We start from the raw sequence: 16,514 nt of genomic DNA on the forward strand, positions 1-16,514 counted from the left end.
ACGGATGCATCTTATAAATATGAGTAGAAATTGCATTGGGTTGTATTTTTTATTTATTTTGAAGCGCGCATAACCCCATTCGGTAATAAAATACACATATTGCTGTTGTAATGAAATATTTGAAATGTTTATGAAAAAATTGTTGTTGTGCTTTATTGTAATACTAGCCTGTTTAAGAGTGCATGCACAAACAGCCAATCCGGGTCAATACAAATACACTTTTACTGTTGCTAAAGACGGAAGCGGCGATTTTAAATATATTCAAGATGCTATTGATGCCATGCGGGGTTATCCACTTGCTCCCATTACGTTGTACATTAAAAACGGTGTGTATGTGGAGAAAATTGTATTGCCGCCTAATAATACAGATGTAATCTTTATTGGCGAGAATGTAGACAGTACCATCATTACTTTTGATGATTATAGTGGGCGTGGACGTATTACGACGTTCACATCGTTTACTGCTAAAATTTCCGGCAACAGATTTTATGCGCAAAACATCACATTTGCCAATACTGCAGGTCCTGTAGGACAAGCTGTAGCGTTGTATGTAGATGCGGATAAAGCTGTATTTAAGAACTGTAAGTTTTTGGGAAATCAAGATACCGTGCTAACTGCCGGAGAAACTTCACGCCAACTTTTTGAGGATTGTTATATAGAAGGTACAACCGATTTTATCTTTGGACCGGCAACTGCGGTTTTCAAGAACTGCGTGATAAAGGCAAAAGCCAATTCATACATTACCGCAGCTAGTACAACACAAGGCAAAAAGTTTGGTTATGTGTTCATGGATTGCGATATACAAGTAGCGGAAGGTGTTAAGAAAGTATATCTAGGTCGTCCATGGAGGGCATATGCCAAAACTGTTTTCATTCGTTGTAAGCTGCCTGCACAAATTGCTCCCGAAGGATGGCACAATTGGAGCAATCCCGAAAATGAAAAAACTGCTTTTTATGCGGAGTATAAAAACACCGGACCAGGAGCTGATACAAAACATCGAGTGCCTTGGTCGAAGCAGCTTACTGATAAAGAAGCAGCGGCATATACTTTGGAAAATATTTTCGCATCCATGTATCCTGATTTACCTGGAGAAAAAGATTGGTTTAAACAAACTTCCCTCAGGCCATTTGTTTGGAATGGAAAAGCTAAGTGATAATTATGGTGTATGATCAACTTTCAATATTTAGAAGCTGTTTGATGGTATGAATGACGCCATAATGATTATTATCTAGTTCGGTGGTATATTTTGCAGCTTCTAATATTTTGGGGTGCGCATTTTTCATGGCATATCCAAAACCTGCTTCTTTGATCATGTCTAAATCGTTCAAATAATCACCGAATACAAGAGTCTCCTCGGGAAGGATGTTAAGTTTTTTCTGGATAGCTTTAATAGCATTGCCTTTACTAGCTGTAGGACTGGTGATATCTAACCATATATGTCCGGCAATAGCGATTTTATAATCTTTCTCAAACTGTTTATAAAATGGGTAACTGTTAGTTTCGGAGCCTTTCAAATCGCAAAGGGAAATTTTAAGAATAACATCTTCGACCTTTGTTAAATCTTCCACTACTTTAAACTCCTGATAATATTGTAAGGCCTGATCGGCAAAATCTTGATTTTGATCTTCTATATACGCCAGATGTTTACTACATAAAACCGGATACACATCCTGAAGTGGGCGTGATAGATCGATAAACTTTTTGATTGATGCAAAATCCAGCGGATCGGTGAGTAGTTCTTCGTTATTGTGCACGACATAGCTACCGTTGTCACAAACGAAATAAATTTTGTCTTTTATTCTTTGGAAAATGCTAGCGATGTTATGAAAAGGGCGGCCGCTTGCGATGGCTAGGGTAATATTCTTTTCAAATAGTTTATCTGCTATGGTCCAGAAATCCGGAGGCAGTTGTTTGGAATCGGTAAGCAAGGAGCCGTCTAAATCTATCGCAATAAGTTTGATCATGATCTTTTTTGTTTAATCGCTGTATCCGCTCTTCAGTTTAAGTTTTTAGAAAGTTTTTCGTTTGCGGCAAATATAAAGAAGTGATAGTCCATTGGCAAAGATCTTTGTGAGTAAGTAAAATACAAAGCCGGGAGGATATCCCGGCTTTGTATTCGGTTATCGAAGTAAAAATATTTACCAAATTCTTATTCGGTCTTCCGGTTTCTTATACAGTTTATCACCTTCTTTTACATTAAAGGCTTCATACCATGCATCCATATTTACGATGGGACCAATGGTGCGATATTGAGCCGGAGCATGCGGATCGGTAACGATTTGTTGTGCTGCGGCTTCGGGCCGAATATTGGTGCGCCATACTTGAGCCCAGGACAGGAAAAACCTTTGATCGGGGGTAAAACCATCTATTTTTTCATTGCTCTGTCCCTGTTTGGTCATTTTAAATGCTTCATACGCTACATTCAATCCTCCCAGGTCTCCGATGTTTTCGCCCAGTGTGAACTTTCCGTTTACATGCAATGTATCCAAAACAGTATAGCTATCGAATTGTTTGGCTAATGCATCTGCTTTTGCTTCAAATTTTTTACGATCTTCCTCTGTCCACCAATTACGCAAGGTGCCATCGGCATCATATTTACTACCGTTATCATCAAAGCCGTGAGACATTTCGTGGCCAATTACAGCACCGATTCCTCCATAGTTAATGGCATCGTCGGCATTGGGGTCGAAGAATGGGAACTGTAGAATACCTGCAGGGAACACAATTTCATTGAGGGTTGCACTGTAATACGCGTTCACGGTAGGAGGTGTCATGCCCCAACGTTCTCTATCGACAGGTTTTCCTAAACGGCTTACCATATCGTTGTATCTCCAGGCATCACCGTTTCTTATGTTTTTAAAGAAGCTCTGGCGGCTGATTTCAAATCCGTCATAGTTCTGCCATTTATCCGGATAAGCAATTTTCGGACGGAATGCAGCGAGCTTTGCCAAAGCTTTTTGTTTGGTAGAGTCGCTCATCCAGTCAAGGCGTTGGATGCGGATGGCGAACGCCTTTCGGAGGTTTTCTACCAATTCTTCCATTCTTTTCTTAGCCTCAGGCTTAAAGTATTCTTTCACATATAATTGTCCTAAAAGCTCTCCAATATAGCCATCGGTAAGGGATGATATGCGCTGCCAGCGTGGCGTTTGCACTTTTTGTCCGGTAATTACCTGATTGTACGCAAAGGCAGCGTTTACAAATGGTGAGCTTAAATAGTTAGCAGCACCGCGCAATACACCCCATTGTAGATATACTTTCCAATCGCTTATAGGCGTTACGTTCAATAATGAGTCGGCAGTAACAAAAAAGCGTGGATTGTTTACTAGAATACTGTCTTGTCCTGCAGCTTTCAGTTCATGGAGTGTTTGTCTCCAGTTGATATGAGGAGTGGTTTTGCTGAAATCTTCCACAGCAAATTTGTTGTAGGTAAGATAGGCATCACGCATTTGCACACGGCTGTAATGCGCTTCGGCCAAGCTTTTTTCTATGCGGAAAATAATATTGGCATTATTCTCGGCCTGCACTTCGTCAGCTCCCACTAATTTAAACAGCGTGATAATGTATTTTCTGTAGGCATTTCTTATATCCTGAGAGCGTTTGTCATCCTTGAGATAATAATCCTTATCAGAAAGGCCGATACCTCCTTGTGAGAGTTGAGGTATCATTTTTTCAACATTTTTTCTATCCTGTCCTACGTAGAATCCGTAAAGAGGAGAGGCAATGCCGTGGGTTCGCTGATAGTTGATTTCTTTCAATACATCTTCCAGACTATTGATAGCTGTAATGCGCTGTAGATCGGGTTGAATGGGTGTATAGCCTGCCTTTTCTATGGCGATGCTATCCATCCCTGCAGCATAAAAGTCTCCTACACGGCGGGTAACCGAGCCCGGAGGAGCATTCTTATCAGCAGCAGCTTTTTCAAGAATGTTTTTTACTGCATTGATATTAAAATCTCTCAATTGAAGAAAACTACCCCAACGAGTTTCTTTGGGTGGGACAGGATTATTTTTTAACCAAGTGCCATTGGCATAAGTGAAGAAATCATCTCCTGGTTTTACGTTTTCATCCATATTGGCACGGTCTAAAAATCCGTTTTGCCCCAATTGTGCATAGGTTAGGGCGCATACTAGACTACATGCGGTAAATACGATTGCCTGTATAAAATATTTTCTCATGTGATGCGTTTTAAAAATTCGGATATGAAAGTAATAAAAGTTTTAAGCAGATTAGAGATTAACACTATTTTATTGCGTTGCCTCAAGTGAGAGGTCGCTTATGCACACCAATATCTGCATAACCTGTGCGTAGCTGTGCATAACCTGCTATAAGGGTGTGCAAAAATATGTTTACAAGCAGTGTGTATTAAAATGGCCAAAAATTTGGGAACCGGGCTTTTCAAGTAGTAATTTCATAATGCACTGCGGAAGTAGCGGGTAAACATTAAATGAGTTACTCAGGTTCGGAGGCAGTGTCATACAACAGATTCTTTGACAAAGTGTACCGTTAGAAACCAGTCAGTAATGAAGCAATGGCAATAAGCTACTGCTATCGCTGTACAGGTTGGTACATGGCAAGCAAATGTATGATGTTGTATGTGCTGAGGTAATGCAGGGCAAAATGCCTACTGATACAGAAACTTTAATCTCTGCAGTAAAACCAGGGATAGTTTTTGAAGCAGGCTACCCTGACAAAGCCTAAGCATTTTAGCGGATGCTTTGCCAATTGTCAGGCAGACAATCAGCATTCTATAGAAACTGAGAAGCTGCCCGCAGACAAAGTTGAAGCTATTAAAAGCATCGGGTTTAGCTACAGAGTGAGCAATCGTTTTGTAGTTTCAAACACGATGCTTTTTCTTTTATGATTCCTTGGCTGATTCCTGCGCTTTAAGTTTTTGTTCCCACAGCCAGGCAGTACGCATCATATCGTCTATACCATATTGGATTTTCCAGCCCAAGCTTTTTACGGCGTGATCATTGTTGGCATAAATAGCTACTACGTCACCGGGACGTCTGGGGCCTATTTCATAATTCAATTGCAGTCCGCTTACACGTTCAAAGGCCTGAATGGCTTCTAGCACGGTAACGCCATTGCCGGTACCAAGATTGAATATCTCGTAATTGGAGGTATTCTTATTGTTTTCCAAAAACTGCAGTGCAAGGGTATGTGCATGTGCGATATCGCTTACATGAATGAAATCGCGAATACAGCTGCCATCTCGTGTATCGTAATCCGAACCGTAAACCACTAGTTTAGGAAGTTTGCCGATAGCTGTTTGAGTAATGGCCGGGAATAGATTTTGCGGACGTCCGATGGGCAGCTCTCCAATTTCAATAGAAGGATGGGCGCCTACAGGATTAAAATAGCGAAGGGAGATAATTTTTGTATCTGTAAATACTCTTGAGAAATCTTTCAGTATCTGCTCACCCATTTGTTTGGTAGCACCATAGGGGCTTTCTGCAGGTTTAGTGGGTGTTTTTTCTGTTACCGGAATAGAATCCGGGTTGCCATAAACGGTGCATGAAGATGAAAATACGAAGTAGGGTATTTTAAAATCGCGCACGCATTTCAATACATTAATCAAAGAGTTCAAATTGTTTTCGTAGTACATAATCGGTCTTTCTACCGATTCGCCTACAGCTTTATAAGCCGCAAAATGAATAATGCCGATGATGTCTTCATTTTCTTGAAATACGGCATGGGTATCGTCAAAATCACAAAGATCTACCCGATAGTTTTTTACATTTTTTCCGGTTATTTTTTCAATGCCCTTCAGTACATCAGGGTTAGATTTACTATTGTTATCGATAGAAATAACCTCGTATCCGCTTTGAATTAAATCAACTATGGTGTGCGAGCCTATATATCCGCAACCACCGGTAACCAATATTTTAGCCATAAGAGTGTCAGTCGTGTTAAAGTTAAAAATATGAAGCAGCCGTATGGCTAGCAATTTTTTTCAGGGAAAATAAAATATTAACAATGTATACTCCCTCCTTCCCTGTTTTCTCTAATGGACAAAGGTGAGCGTTTTTTATGTAAAAATCAACGGTAAGATGTTTAAGATACCAGTTTTACGATAAAGTAAACGATTCCGGCTAAAATAGCACTAATAGGGATGGTGAGAATCCAAGCCCAAAGCAGGTTGATAGTTACCCCCCAACGTACTGCAGACAGGCGTTTGGTGGCGCCTACTCCCATAATCGAGCCGGTTATGGTATGAGTAGTACTTACAGGAATACGTAACTCTTCTGTAACAAAAAGTGTTAATGCTCCTGCAGTTTCGGCGGCCACACCTTCAAAAGGAGTAACTTTTGTAATCTTTGTTCCCATGGTTTTTACGATCTTCCAGCCGCCGCTCATTGTACCTAGTGCAATGGCTGTATAACAGGCCAACGGTACCCAAGAAACCATGTGGTCGATGCTGTAATTATCAGGATCATAAGCCACTAATGCCGCCATAATAATTCCCATCACCTTCTGTGCATCGTTACCGCCGTGGCCAATGCTGAATATAGCTGAAGAAACCAATTGCAGACGCTTGAACCAAATGGTAGCTCTGTGTGCATTAAGGCTGCTCAAGAAGAGCGAAAATGCAGCCATAATAATAATGATAAGGCCAAATAGCAGAAACTTAAAGTTAGTGGAATAGAATATAACTTTTGCGAGGTAAGAGTCGTAGTGGGTAGCAAGCTTTGCCGGATCAGTTTCCAGAGTGAGGGCCCAAAAAGTCAGTACTCCAATAATAATGGCAATGGAAAGCAACTTCATAGCCCATCCTTTTCTAAAAGAGTTGATAAACCAGATGGATAAGATGAATGCCATGATAAATCCGATAAGTGGTGCCATGAAAATAAAGGAGGCAATCTTCAATACCACGGCCGAGTTTACCGAAGCTACTGTTTGTGAGTGTGCAATAGCAGCACCCGCAAAACCCCCAATGAGTGTATGCGATGATGAAGAAGGAAGGCCTCTCCACCAGGTAAAAATATTCCATGAAATAGCTGCTACCAGACCGGCAAAAATCACATTAAGAGTAATATAGTTCTCCTTTACGGTTTTGGCAATGGTATTAGCCACACCGTGGTCTTTAAAAACAAAATATGCTGCAAAGTTGAAAAGAGCGGCCCATAAAACAGCTTGAAAAGGAGTGAGAACCTTGGTAGAAACTATTGTAGCGATTGAATTGGCTGCGTCGTGAAAGCCGTTAATATAATCGAAGATAAGAGCCAGGGCTATGATAACTACGAGATAGGTGAACATAATTTAATAGTTGGTGATAGATCGTTCTATGGTTCTTGGATGCAGCGGGATTATCTCTCCGGCATTATAAATGAAAATTAATGAACCACTAACTATGCATATTTGATAATAATCGATTCAATTACATTACCTGCGTCTTCACATTTATCTGTTACCAATTCCATTACCTGGTAGATATCTCTTCTTTTAATAAGTTCTTTTGCATCAATATCACTATTGAATAGTTTTTCGATGCTCATATCGAAAACATCATCGCCCTGATTTTCGATGCTGTTGATTTTGACCAGCGCTTCGGTGATGTTTCTGACCTTTTTCATATCTCGAAGCTCGGCCACTGCGGTTTTAACGTGTTCGGTACCCTGCTCTATAAGTTCTGCCATTTTCTGAAACCCGGTTTCATTGGGATTTACACGGTAAAAGTTGATTTTTTTAGCAGCTGAGTAGGTATAATCCACTATATCATCGAGGGCTGCGGCCAGATAGTGTATATCTTCTCTGTCAAAGGGGGTAATAAAATTGCGTCCTAGCTCAGTAAATATATTGTGGGTATACTCATCACTGTCGTGTTCTACATCACTGATGTTTTGAACCAAGGTGCTTCTTTTATCGAAGTCGGGCTCATATACCACCTGTTTTAAGATTTTTCCGGAAAGAGCAACGTTTTCGGCAATTTTTTCAAACAGTTCGTAGAAGACTGTGCTGGCGGGAGTAAAAATTTTAAGTATTGAGTTCAGACTCATAAAATTGTATGTTTATTCAATGGCAAAAATATCCTGATAAGAACTTGTATACTCTAAAGTTAAAGGAATTAATAATTCCTTAATATTAGAATTTGAAGAAATATTGATAAATCCTTGATACTTACCGAAAAAATATGCGGAAAGGCACTTTTTTTAGATTAAAAACTGAGCTATGCAGCTGATACAAAAGTAAAAAGGCGCTTTCTTAAGAAGCGCCCATCATACAGGGAAAGTGAAAAGTTATGACTGCATATGAAATATAGTTAATTATCTGTTCTGAATGGAGAGGCCGGAAGTCCTTCTTTGTTAATCAAATTAGGATTTACCGGATTATCAGCCCATGCATAACGTACATACTTTGGCGATTTTACCTCATCGCTCGAAACAATCACTTTATCACCTTCGATAACGGCTTTTGCCCATACAAATTTTTTGTCTTCACCTGCAATGGCAAATTCTTCCAATGGTTCACCATCACTGGTAGTAAGACCACTTCCTGTATTGGTAAAGCTGATGATGATTTTATCGCCTGATATTTCAGCAGATTGATAAATAGGGCCACTATACACGATATTCTCTCCATATGTGATCTTTCGTGCAGCCAATGCTAATCTTTCGCCTACTTCTTTTTTTCTGTCGGGATGAATATCGTTCCATTCTCCCAAATCAATGGCCACGGCCATTCCTGTATTAGGAACGGATAGAGATTTGGCTTGTGCTTCTCTGAATTTAGCCCAACCGCTCTCCACTGGTAAATAATCGTAATCCATAAATCCGGGAAGTTGTACGAATAAGAACGGTAATGATTCGTTACCCCAATGGCGGCGCCAATCTTTGATCATTGCAGGTTGCAATAAGGCGTACTCATCGGGTTTGCCTGTATTACTTTCTCCTTGATACCAAAGGAAGCCTTTAAGCGTATAATTAACTGCGGGTGCTAGCATTGCATTAAATAAAGCTGTGGGTTGGTTTTGGAATGCAATACCACGCGGACCACCTCCAAAACCTCGCATGGGGCGGTTTACTCTACCCACTTTATATTGCCAGTATCCTGTAAGATTTACGGTATCTTTTTCAGTAGCGATGTAATAGGGCTTGTCGGGAACAAAACCTCCTTTTCCTGCATTGTTGGTAACACGCACCACAATGATGTTTTTACCGGGTTTTAAAACATTTTCGGGAATAGGATAACGACGTTGCGGATACATGTAGGTGGTGTTTCCGACTTTTGTACCATTAATGTATACTTCATCCGCATCTACTATGCGTCCTAAAAATATTTTAGCCGGAACACCCGCCATGGAGGCCGGAATGTCTACTTCTCTGCGATACCACACTACACCATCTAAATTGCGTACTCCCTGATCTTCCCAATAACCCGGAATGGCAATGGTGCGCCATCCTTTTGGTTGATATTCGGGGGCATACCATTTTTGTTCAAGTCCTTTGTCTTCAGGTTGTCTCATCATTGCAAATTGCGGAGGACCACCTCTGAAGCTATTGATATAACTGGTATCTTTATTTTTCTCAATTGTTTTGATTATTTCGGGAAATTCTTTAAATCCTTCTTCACTCATCCAAGCCTCGATGGGGGTCCCACCCCAAGTAGCGTTAATAATGCCGATGGGAATGTGATAGCGATCGTACAAGGCTTTTGCAAAAAAGTAAGCTACCGCTGAAAACTCTCTTACATCAGAAGGATTAGCCCATTTCCAGGCACCGGAAGGATAATCCTCCTGAGGAGCATTTAAATTAGTAACATTGGGAACTTTGAACTGTCGGATTTCCGGATAGTTTGCTGTTGCCACTTCGCGTGCGTATAGCACTTCGTGTAAACGCACCTGGTGTTCCATATTAGATTGCCCACAAGCCAACCATACATCACCTATAAGAATATGGTTGAGTGTGATTTTATTTTTTCCGCTTAACGTCATGGTATAAGGACCTCCGGCAGGTTGCGGTTGTAATTGCACTTTCCATTTGCCATCGCCACCTGCTTTGGTAGTGTATTTTTTCCCTTTAAAGTTTACCGTAACCTTTTCGCCGGGCGATGCCCATCCCCAGATGTTTACTTTCGCATTGCGTTGTAATATCATGCTATCGCGTACGAGTTGCGGTAATTTTATTTGGCTATGCGCTGTCAGTATTGAAAATATGCTTATGCCAAGTAGTGCAAACTTTTTCATTGGACCATTTTTAAAAGTCGTATATATCAGATAATATAATGCGATTATTGAATGCGGATTTCTTTAGTTATAACATTGCTAGTTGTTTTAATTTTTACGTCAGGTTGTCCTCCTCCAACACTTATTAAAAGTTTTCCTTTGGGCTGAAGACTTTTACCATCTTCGCCGGTAACCATTAAGTCTTCAGCATTTAGATGGAAGTGTAATGTTTTAGATTCTCCGGCATTCAATTCTATTCTATTGAAACCTCTGAGCGCTCTGATAGGAACTTTTATTTTTTGATCCGTATAAGCTATGTACAGCTGAGCCACTTCTTCTCCGGAACGGCTTCCTTTATTGGTAACCGTAACTTTTACAGGAATAGTAGTTCCTGCTTTTACAGTGATAGGAACTTCCAGATTACTGTATTCGAATTGGGTATAGCTTAATCCGTAACCAAAAGGATACAAAGGCGTTCCTTTAAAGTAGCGATAGGTGCGGTTTTCCATGCTATAGTCTTCGAAATGCGGTAAGTCTGCATCCGATTTATAGAATGTTACCGGCAATCTTCCTGCTGGATTGTAATCGCCAAATAGCACATCGGCTACTGCAGTACCGGCGGCTTGGCCGCCATACCATGCATTGATGATAGCTGGTATATTCTCATGTTCCCAGGGAATAGCAATCGCACTTCCAGTCATCATTACAAATACTACAGGCTTGCCGGTTGTTTTTAGCGTTTTCATTAGTTCGGTTTGAACGGCAGGTAACATTATGGATGTTCTATCTCCACCGTTAAAGCCGGGATAGTTTACAGGCATTTCTTCTCCTTCGAGTTGGGGTGAAATACCTCCTACAAACACAATAGCATCTGCATCTTTAATTCTTTCAGCAAGCGCTTTAAAATTGGTTTTTACTTTACCACCGGGAGTTAATCTTATTTTAGCCTGATAGCCGCCCTGCCAGAATTCCAAGACCAATTTATAGGTGGTGCCTTTTTTCAAATTCAATTTATATAGTCTTGCACCCCATCTGTTACGCTCCCATGCATCTACCACCAGCTTATCGTCTACATAAAAACGATAGCCATCATCTCCTTCCAGCTCAAAGTAGATTTCTCCGTCTCTATCTGCTGTGAAGTAAGAAGTATAGCGTGCAGAGAAATTATTGCCTTTGATACCTTCTACTACTTCTGCACCTTCTTGCCAGAAGTGATCCGGTATGGATTCATAACGCACAATGGGTGTACCTTTCAGTTCTCTATTGTCGAAATACTCAGCTTTAAATCCGGTTTTGTTGTCAATTCTGAAGTTGGCAACATTTTCTGTCATTTGGAATAGGGTGTCTGTAGTAAAGTGAATGGCTTGTTCATATACTACTTCAACATTTGGCCCTAATTTTTCTTTAATGCCATCCAGTACGGTAGTTATTTTGGAAGGAATGCCATTGTAGTTGCCCAATACAGCAATGCGATTATCAGCATTGGGTCCTAATACCGCAATCTTTTTGATGTTCTTGCTCAACGGCAACGTGTTATTATCGTTTTTTAATAGAACGAGAGACTGTCGAGCCATTTTTAGTGCATGTGCCTGATGCCGCTCATGTTCTAGCATAGATCGGGGAACCTGCGCAAAAGGAACCATTGAAGGCGGATCGAACATGCCCAGTTTCATGCGGATCATGAACAGACGCTTTACAGACTGATCTATTTGCGACTCGGACATTCTGCCTGCCTTTACGGCTTCGGTAAGCTTTATGTAAACATTTTGTCCGCATTCCAAATCGGTACTATTGATTACGGCATCAATGGCTGCATCCTCTGCGGTTTTATGAGTTTTATGATATTTGAAGAAATCATCCAATCCCCAGCAGTCTGAAGTAACATAACCGGTAAATTTCCATTGACGACGCAATATATCCACCATTAATTCGCTATTGCCACAACATGGTTTTTTTCTAAGCGCATTGTAAGCGCACATAACTCCGGCAATATTGGTTTTGGTGATGAGCTCTTTAAATGCCGGAAGATAAGTATCCCATAAATCAAAGTCACTTACTTCTGCATTAAAAGAATGTCTTATTGGTTCTGGACCGCTGTGTACTGCAAAGTGTTTCGCGCAAGCTGCGGCCAATAAATATTTGGGATGATTGCCTTGCAAGCCTTGTGTAAACACTTTACCCAGCATAGCTGTTAAAAATGGATCCTCTCCATATGTTTCTTGACCTCTTCCCCAACGCGGATCTCTGAAGATATTGATATTGGGTGTCCAGTAGGTAAGACCGTGATAACGCTCTCCCTCTTTTCCATCTTCAATGGCTGCATTGAAAATAGCTCTTCCTTCAAGAGCGCTTTGCACGGCCATCAACTTCAGCGAAGCCGTATCCCATGTGGCTGCCATAGCAATAGCCTGCGGATATACAGTTGTTCTGTAAGTCGTTCTTGCCACTCCGTGCAATACTTCATTCCACCAGTCGTAGGCCGGAATGCCCAATCGTGGAATTGCCGGAGCATGGTGCATCATTTGCTGCACTTTTTCCTCGAGCGTTAACCTGCTTACCAAATCTTCCACACGTTGTTCGAAAGGCAGGTTAGCGTTCCACATAGGGAATTGCTTATAATCCTGAGCATAACCTTTAAGTGTTGTAAACAACAATACGGCTATGATAAATTTTTTGAGCATAACGATAAAGCATTAATGTTGTAAACAGAAGTTGAGACTAGGGCGTCACTTCACCATAAGGATTGAGGGTTTTAATAAATCCGTTCTCGTCGTATTCCAGTTTGGTCATTTTTATATTTCTTAGGTGTGTGATGCCTTCGCTTAAAATACTATCATGATAAAACAAATACCACTCACCATTAAATTCGCAGATAGAGTGATGCGTAGTCCATCCTACTACAGGATTTAAAATCACTCCTGCATAGGTAAATGGTCCGTAAGGATTGTCGCCGATAGCATAGCATATTAGATGTGTATCTCCTGTAGAGTAAGAGAAATAGTATTTCCCATTGTACTTGTGAAGCCAAGGTGCTTCAAAAAATCTTCGGGATGTATCTCCTTGCAGCAGCGGTTTTCCGTTTTCATCTACAATCACAACATCTCTTGGTACTTCATCAAATTCCAGAAGATCATCTCTAAGTCTGGCTACTTTGGCACACAATGCCGGTTCATTATCTTCCGGAAGGAAAGCATATGGGCTTTCGGGTTGTTCCGCATTGAAAGTGCCGGTGCGCCAGCGTTGCAATTGTCCGCCCCAAATTCCTCCAAAATACAGATAATAGCTGCCATCATCATCCTTGAATGCACAGGGGTCGATGGAGAAGCTGTTTTTAATAGCTTCTGGTTGAGGTTTGAAAGGTCCTGTGGGACTATCGCTTACTGCTACTCCAATTCTAAAAATTCCTTCGTAATCTTTAGCAGGGAAGTACAGGTAGTATTTCCCATCTTTTTCATTAGCATCAGGAGCCCACATTTGTTTTTGCGCCCACGGAACATCTGTTACACTTAAGGCTACACCATGATCTACAACCTCACTCTCCGGGCTCTCCATAGAGAACACATGATAGTCTTGCATATCAAAATGACTGCCTAGATCATCAAATGCCTCCCCTGCGTCTATATCGTGCGATGGATAAATGTAAATTTTTCCATTAAACACATGTGCCGAGGGGTCGGCAGTGTAAATATGCTTTACTAATGGCTGCGATATAGCATTGCTGTTTAATGTAGCCAGCTTTGCAGCATCTATTTTGGGTTCTGACATATTCGATGTTTTAACAATTATTGATTGCGATGTCTTTGCTCTATTTCCATATTGATTTTATCGATCACATCATCTTCTAGCTCGTATTTAGAAATGATATACATGCCCAGTAATAACAACATAGCCGGAATTACAGCTACCAACCACAATATTCCCTGTTGGGCTAATGGAGTTTGTGATACCGCATTCTTTTCGTCGAAGTGTACTAGAGCCAGTACAAAACCGGGTACTACTCCGCCTAGCGCCATCCCAGCTTTGAAGAATATTCCGGTAAGTGCATTTACAATTCCTGAAATTCTTTTTCCGGTAGTGTACTCACCATAAGAAATTACTTCAGGCACTAGCGCCCACATATAACCTGTAGCTACAATAACTCCAGTAGACTTAATAAACTGAGCCAGTAGTACAATCCATACTTGTTCTTTTAATGCCGGTACTACGGAGATGATGTATAACATGGCCATACCTACGATGGCTACGGAAAGAAATACGTAAAACATCTTCTTCTTTCCTATTTGCCTTTTAATGGCAGGCACCATCGGCATAAAAATAAATGCAGGGATAGAGCCTAGTGCTGCAAAATACGGAAGCATATCAGGCGCCTGCACATTATAGATCATGTAATAAGATCCGGCAGTGTTGCTTATTGCCATCATAGCAAAAGCAGTAATAAAAAAGAATGCTAGTACACGCAAGGGTTTATTGTGACGAAACTCATTCCATAAATCAGATACACGAACATGTTCGGTATCTGCTTCGCTCATTACCACGCGTTCTTTTGTTTGTGTATAGCAGAATATCAGCAATGCCAATCCTACAATGGCATATAGGGTCATTGTAATGAACCATGCATTGGCGGATAAAGGCGAATTGATTTTTCCATCGGGAGAGAATGTCTTTACCAAAATAGGTATACCGTAAGCAACAGCTAGTCCACCAAGGTTTGCTAAGAACATTCGCACTGATGTAAGTTTGGTAATCTCATCCGTATCACGTGTGAGCGATGCGTTTAATGCACCATAGGGTACATTAATTAACGTGTAACACATCGATAGACCTACATAGGTAATATAGGCATATACTAATGATCCGGAGAACCCATTCCAAAAACACAAAATAGCAAAGCCTGTAAGCGGTATGCCTCCCAGAATGAGATAGCTACGATATTTACCCAATTTTGGGTTGCGTTTATCTACAAAAGCACCAACGAGCGGATCCCACGCCACATCTATCAGCCGTACAATCAGGAACATTACTGCTGCAGTTGCAGCGGGTAAGCCGTATACGTTGGTATAGAAGATGAGCAGATATTGAGCTACAGTTTGGTAGATCAGATTCTGCGCCAGATCTCCCGATCCGAAGCCGATGCGTTGCAGCCATGTGAGCTTATAAAAGCCTTTTGCTTCGGTTATTGTTTGTGCTGAAGTATTCATACATTATGGTTTGTGAGGCTGATTATTTACCGGTTTTTAGTGCCATTATGCTATAATATGCTGCTTTCGGTTGATACTGTCTATCGAACAGCAGTGGATAGTTGGTTCTGCCTCTAATAGGCCATCCATTTAACCAAGATTGCCCATCGTTTACTCCCCAGAAGGTTATACGAGAGATATGATCTTTGTATTTTAAGAAGAGTTTGAAAAGCTCTTCGTAATCTTTTGCGAGTTGCTGAGATACAGAGTCTGGCAAGCCATTAACGTATGGATTCATTTTAGGATTTTCAGCAGCATGGAGGCTCACTTCTGCAGATGTGTTATCCCATGGGCTGGGCAGTACGCTGATGTCCAGCTCTGTAAACATTACTTTAATACCCAAAGCACTAAACTCTTTAATGCTCTCTTCAATGTCTTTGAAAGGTACTTTACCTAAATGCCAGTGTCCCTGAATACCTACGCCGTCAATGCGTACGCCGGCTTCTTGTATTTTTTTGATGATGGCAATAGCGCCTGCGCGTTTTTTAGGTTGCTCGATGTTGTAATCGTTATAATATAGTTTGGAATTAGGAGTAGCTTTTTGTGCCAGGCGAAATGCTTCTACAATATAATCTTCTCCTAATGCTCTCAGAAAAGTAGACTGTCTTAATGTTCCGTCTTCGTTCAAGGCCTCATTTACTACATCCCAAGAATCAACTTTACCATCATATCTACTTCCTACTGTTTGAATGATATCTTCAAAATATGCACGTACTGAATCTGGATTTCTGATGCCACGCATAAATGCCGGCATTTGGCTATGCCAAATAAAAGTGTGACCATTTATTTTTATGTTGTTTTCTTGTGCAAAAGCGACCATTTTATCAGCCAGTGAAAAATCATATTGCTTCCAGCCTGTCATCAGCCTTTCAGCCTTCATTAAGTTTTCGGGAGTGATGGAGTTAAAATGTTGTTTGATCAGCTCTAAGGCCTTTTCATCTCTTCCCGCAGCCTGAAAATCGCTCATGGCGGTACCTATAAGGAAATCGTCTTTAAAAGCATCTTTTAAACTAGTAGGTTTTTGTGCGTTTGTAGTAGTGCTGATGCTGCAACTAGTCGCAATAAAAGCGAAAAGAATGATAAACAGAGTCCAATTTCTTTGCGTCATTTTT

Annotated in this window: 11 protein-coding genes; 1 reads left to right on the top strand and 10 read right to left on the bottom strand. The window is 40.9% G+C overall.

Annotated features, from left to right (window positions below):
- The first annotated feature begins 130 nt into the window (after positions 1-130).
- A complete protein-coding gene (locus tag V2H41_RS13075; protein ID WP_330975612.1) occupies positions 131-1,153 on the top strand; it encodes a pectinesterase family protein in 1,023 nt (340 codons plus the stop codon).
- A gap of 16 nt (positions 1,154-1,169) precedes the next feature.
- On the opposite strand, the gene V2H41_RS13080 is transcribed toward V2H41_RS13075, so the two are convergent.
- The 10 genes from V2H41_RS13080 to V2H41_RS13125 all read right to left on the bottom strand — a co-directional run bounded on the left by V2H41_RS13080 (position 1,170) and on the right by V2H41_RS13125 (position 16,510).
- Positions 1,170-1,964, bottom strand: a complete 795-nt coding sequence (locus V2H41_RS13080) for an HAD family hydrolase (RefSeq protein ID WP_330975613.1) — start codon at positions 1,962-1,964, stop codon at positions 1,170-1,172.
- A gap of 174 nt (positions 1,965-2,138) precedes the next feature.
- Complete coding sequence (locus V2H41_RS13085; RefSeq protein WP_330975614.1) at positions 2,139-4,175, bottom strand: M13 family metallopeptidase; 2,037 nt, start codon at positions 4,173-4,175, stop codon at positions 2,139-2,141.
- A 680-nt stretch (positions 4,176-4,855) separates the two neighbouring features.
- Entirely contained in the window at positions 4,856-5,896 is a 1,041-nt protein-coding gene (gene galE / locus V2H41_RS13090; RefSeq protein WP_330975615.1) for a UDP-glucose 4-epimerase GalE, read from the bottom strand.
- A gap of 161 nt (positions 5,897-6,057) precedes the next feature.
- Complete coding sequence (locus V2H41_RS13095) at positions 6,058-7,260, bottom strand: inorganic phosphate transporter (protein WP_330975616.1); 1,203 nt, start codon at positions 7,258-7,260, stop codon at positions 6,058-6,060.
- A 92-nt stretch (positions 7,261-7,352) separates the two neighbouring features.
- The gene (locus V2H41_RS13100) at positions 7,353-8,000 is read right to left on the bottom strand and encodes a DUF47 domain-containing protein (RefSeq protein ID WP_330975617.1); all 648 of its coding nucleotides are present in this window, start codon (positions 7,998-8,000) and stop codon (positions 7,353-7,355) included.
- 263 nt (positions 8,001-8,263) lie between these two features.
- A complete protein-coding gene (locus tag V2H41_RS13105; RefSeq protein ID WP_330975618.1) occupies positions 8,264-10,186 on the bottom strand; it encodes a sialate O-acetylesterase in 1,923 nt (640 codons plus the stop codon).
- A gap of 44 nt (positions 10,187-10,230) precedes the next feature.
- Entirely contained in the window at positions 10,231-12,846 is a 2,616-nt protein-coding gene (locus tag V2H41_RS13110) for a glycoside hydrolase family 3 C-terminal domain-containing protein (RefSeq protein WP_330975619.1), read from the bottom strand.
- Between the two features lie 37 nt (positions 12,847-12,883).
- Complete coding sequence (locus tag V2H41_RS13115; protein ID WP_330975620.1) at positions 12,884-13,930, bottom strand: glycoside hydrolase family 43 protein; 1,047 nt, start codon at positions 13,928-13,930, stop codon at positions 12,884-12,886.
- 17 nt (positions 13,931-13,947) lie between these two features.
- Positions 13,948-15,363, bottom strand: a complete 1,416-nt coding sequence (locus tag V2H41_RS13120; protein ID WP_330975621.1) for an MFS transporter — start codon at positions 15,361-15,363, stop codon at positions 13,948-13,950.
- Between the two features lie 22 nt (positions 15,364-15,385).
- Positions 15,386-16,510: an endo-1,4-beta-xylanase gene (locus V2H41_RS13125; protein WP_330975622.1), complete on the bottom strand. Its 1,125-nt coding sequence runs from the start codon at positions 16,508-16,510 to the stop codon at positions 15,386-15,388.
- Positions 16,511-16,514 lie beyond the last annotated feature (4 nt).

The sequence above is a fragment of the Niabella digestorum genome (genome assembly GCF_036409055.1).
Lineage (GTDB): Bacteria > Bacteroidota > Bacteroidia > Chitinophagales > Chitinophagaceae > Niabella > Niabella composti.

Excerpts from the sequence above, each read along its gene's own strand:
- V2H41_RS13075 (WP_330975612.1), top strand. The coding sequence starts at position 131 with ATGAAAAAATTGTTGTTGTGCTTTATTGTAATACTAGCCTGTTTAAGA.
- V2H41_RS13080 (WP_330975613.1), bottom strand. The coding sequence starts at position 1,964 with ATGATCAAACTTATTGCGATAGATTTAGACGGCTCCTTGCTTACCGAT.
- V2H41_RS13085 (WP_330975614.1), bottom strand. The coding sequence starts at position 4,175 with ATGAGAAAATATTTTATACAGGCAATCGTATTTACCGCATGTAGTCTA.
- galE (WP_330975615.1), bottom strand. The coding sequence starts at position 5,896 with ATGGCTAAAATATTGGTTACCGGTGGTTGCGGATATATAGGCTCGCAC.
- V2H41_RS13095 (WP_330975616.1), bottom strand. The coding sequence starts at position 7,260 with ATGTTCACCTATCTCGTAGTTATCATAGCCCTGGCTCTTATCTTCGAT.
- V2H41_RS13100 (WP_330975617.1), bottom strand. The coding sequence starts at position 8,000 with ATGAGTCTGAACTCAATACTTAAAATTTTTACTCCCGCCAGCACAGTC.
- V2H41_RS13105 (WP_330975618.1), bottom strand. The coding sequence starts at position 10,186 with ATGAAAAAGTTTGCACTACTTGGCATAAGCATATTTTCAATACTGACA.
- V2H41_RS13110 (WP_330975619.1), bottom strand. The coding sequence starts at position 12,846 with ATGCTCAAAAAATTTATCATAGCCGTATTGTTGTTTACAACACTTAAA.
- V2H41_RS13115 (WP_330975620.1), bottom strand. The coding sequence starts at position 13,930 with ATGTCAGAACCCAAAATAGATGCTGCAAAGCTGGCTACATTAAACAGC.
- V2H41_RS13120 (WP_330975621.1), bottom strand. The coding sequence starts at position 15,363 with ATGAATACTTCAGCACAAACAATAACCGAAGCAAAAGGCTTTTATAAG.
- V2H41_RS13125 (WP_330975622.1), bottom strand. The coding sequence starts at position 16,510 with ATGACGCAAAGAAATTGGACTCTGTTTATCATTCTTTTCGCTTTTATT.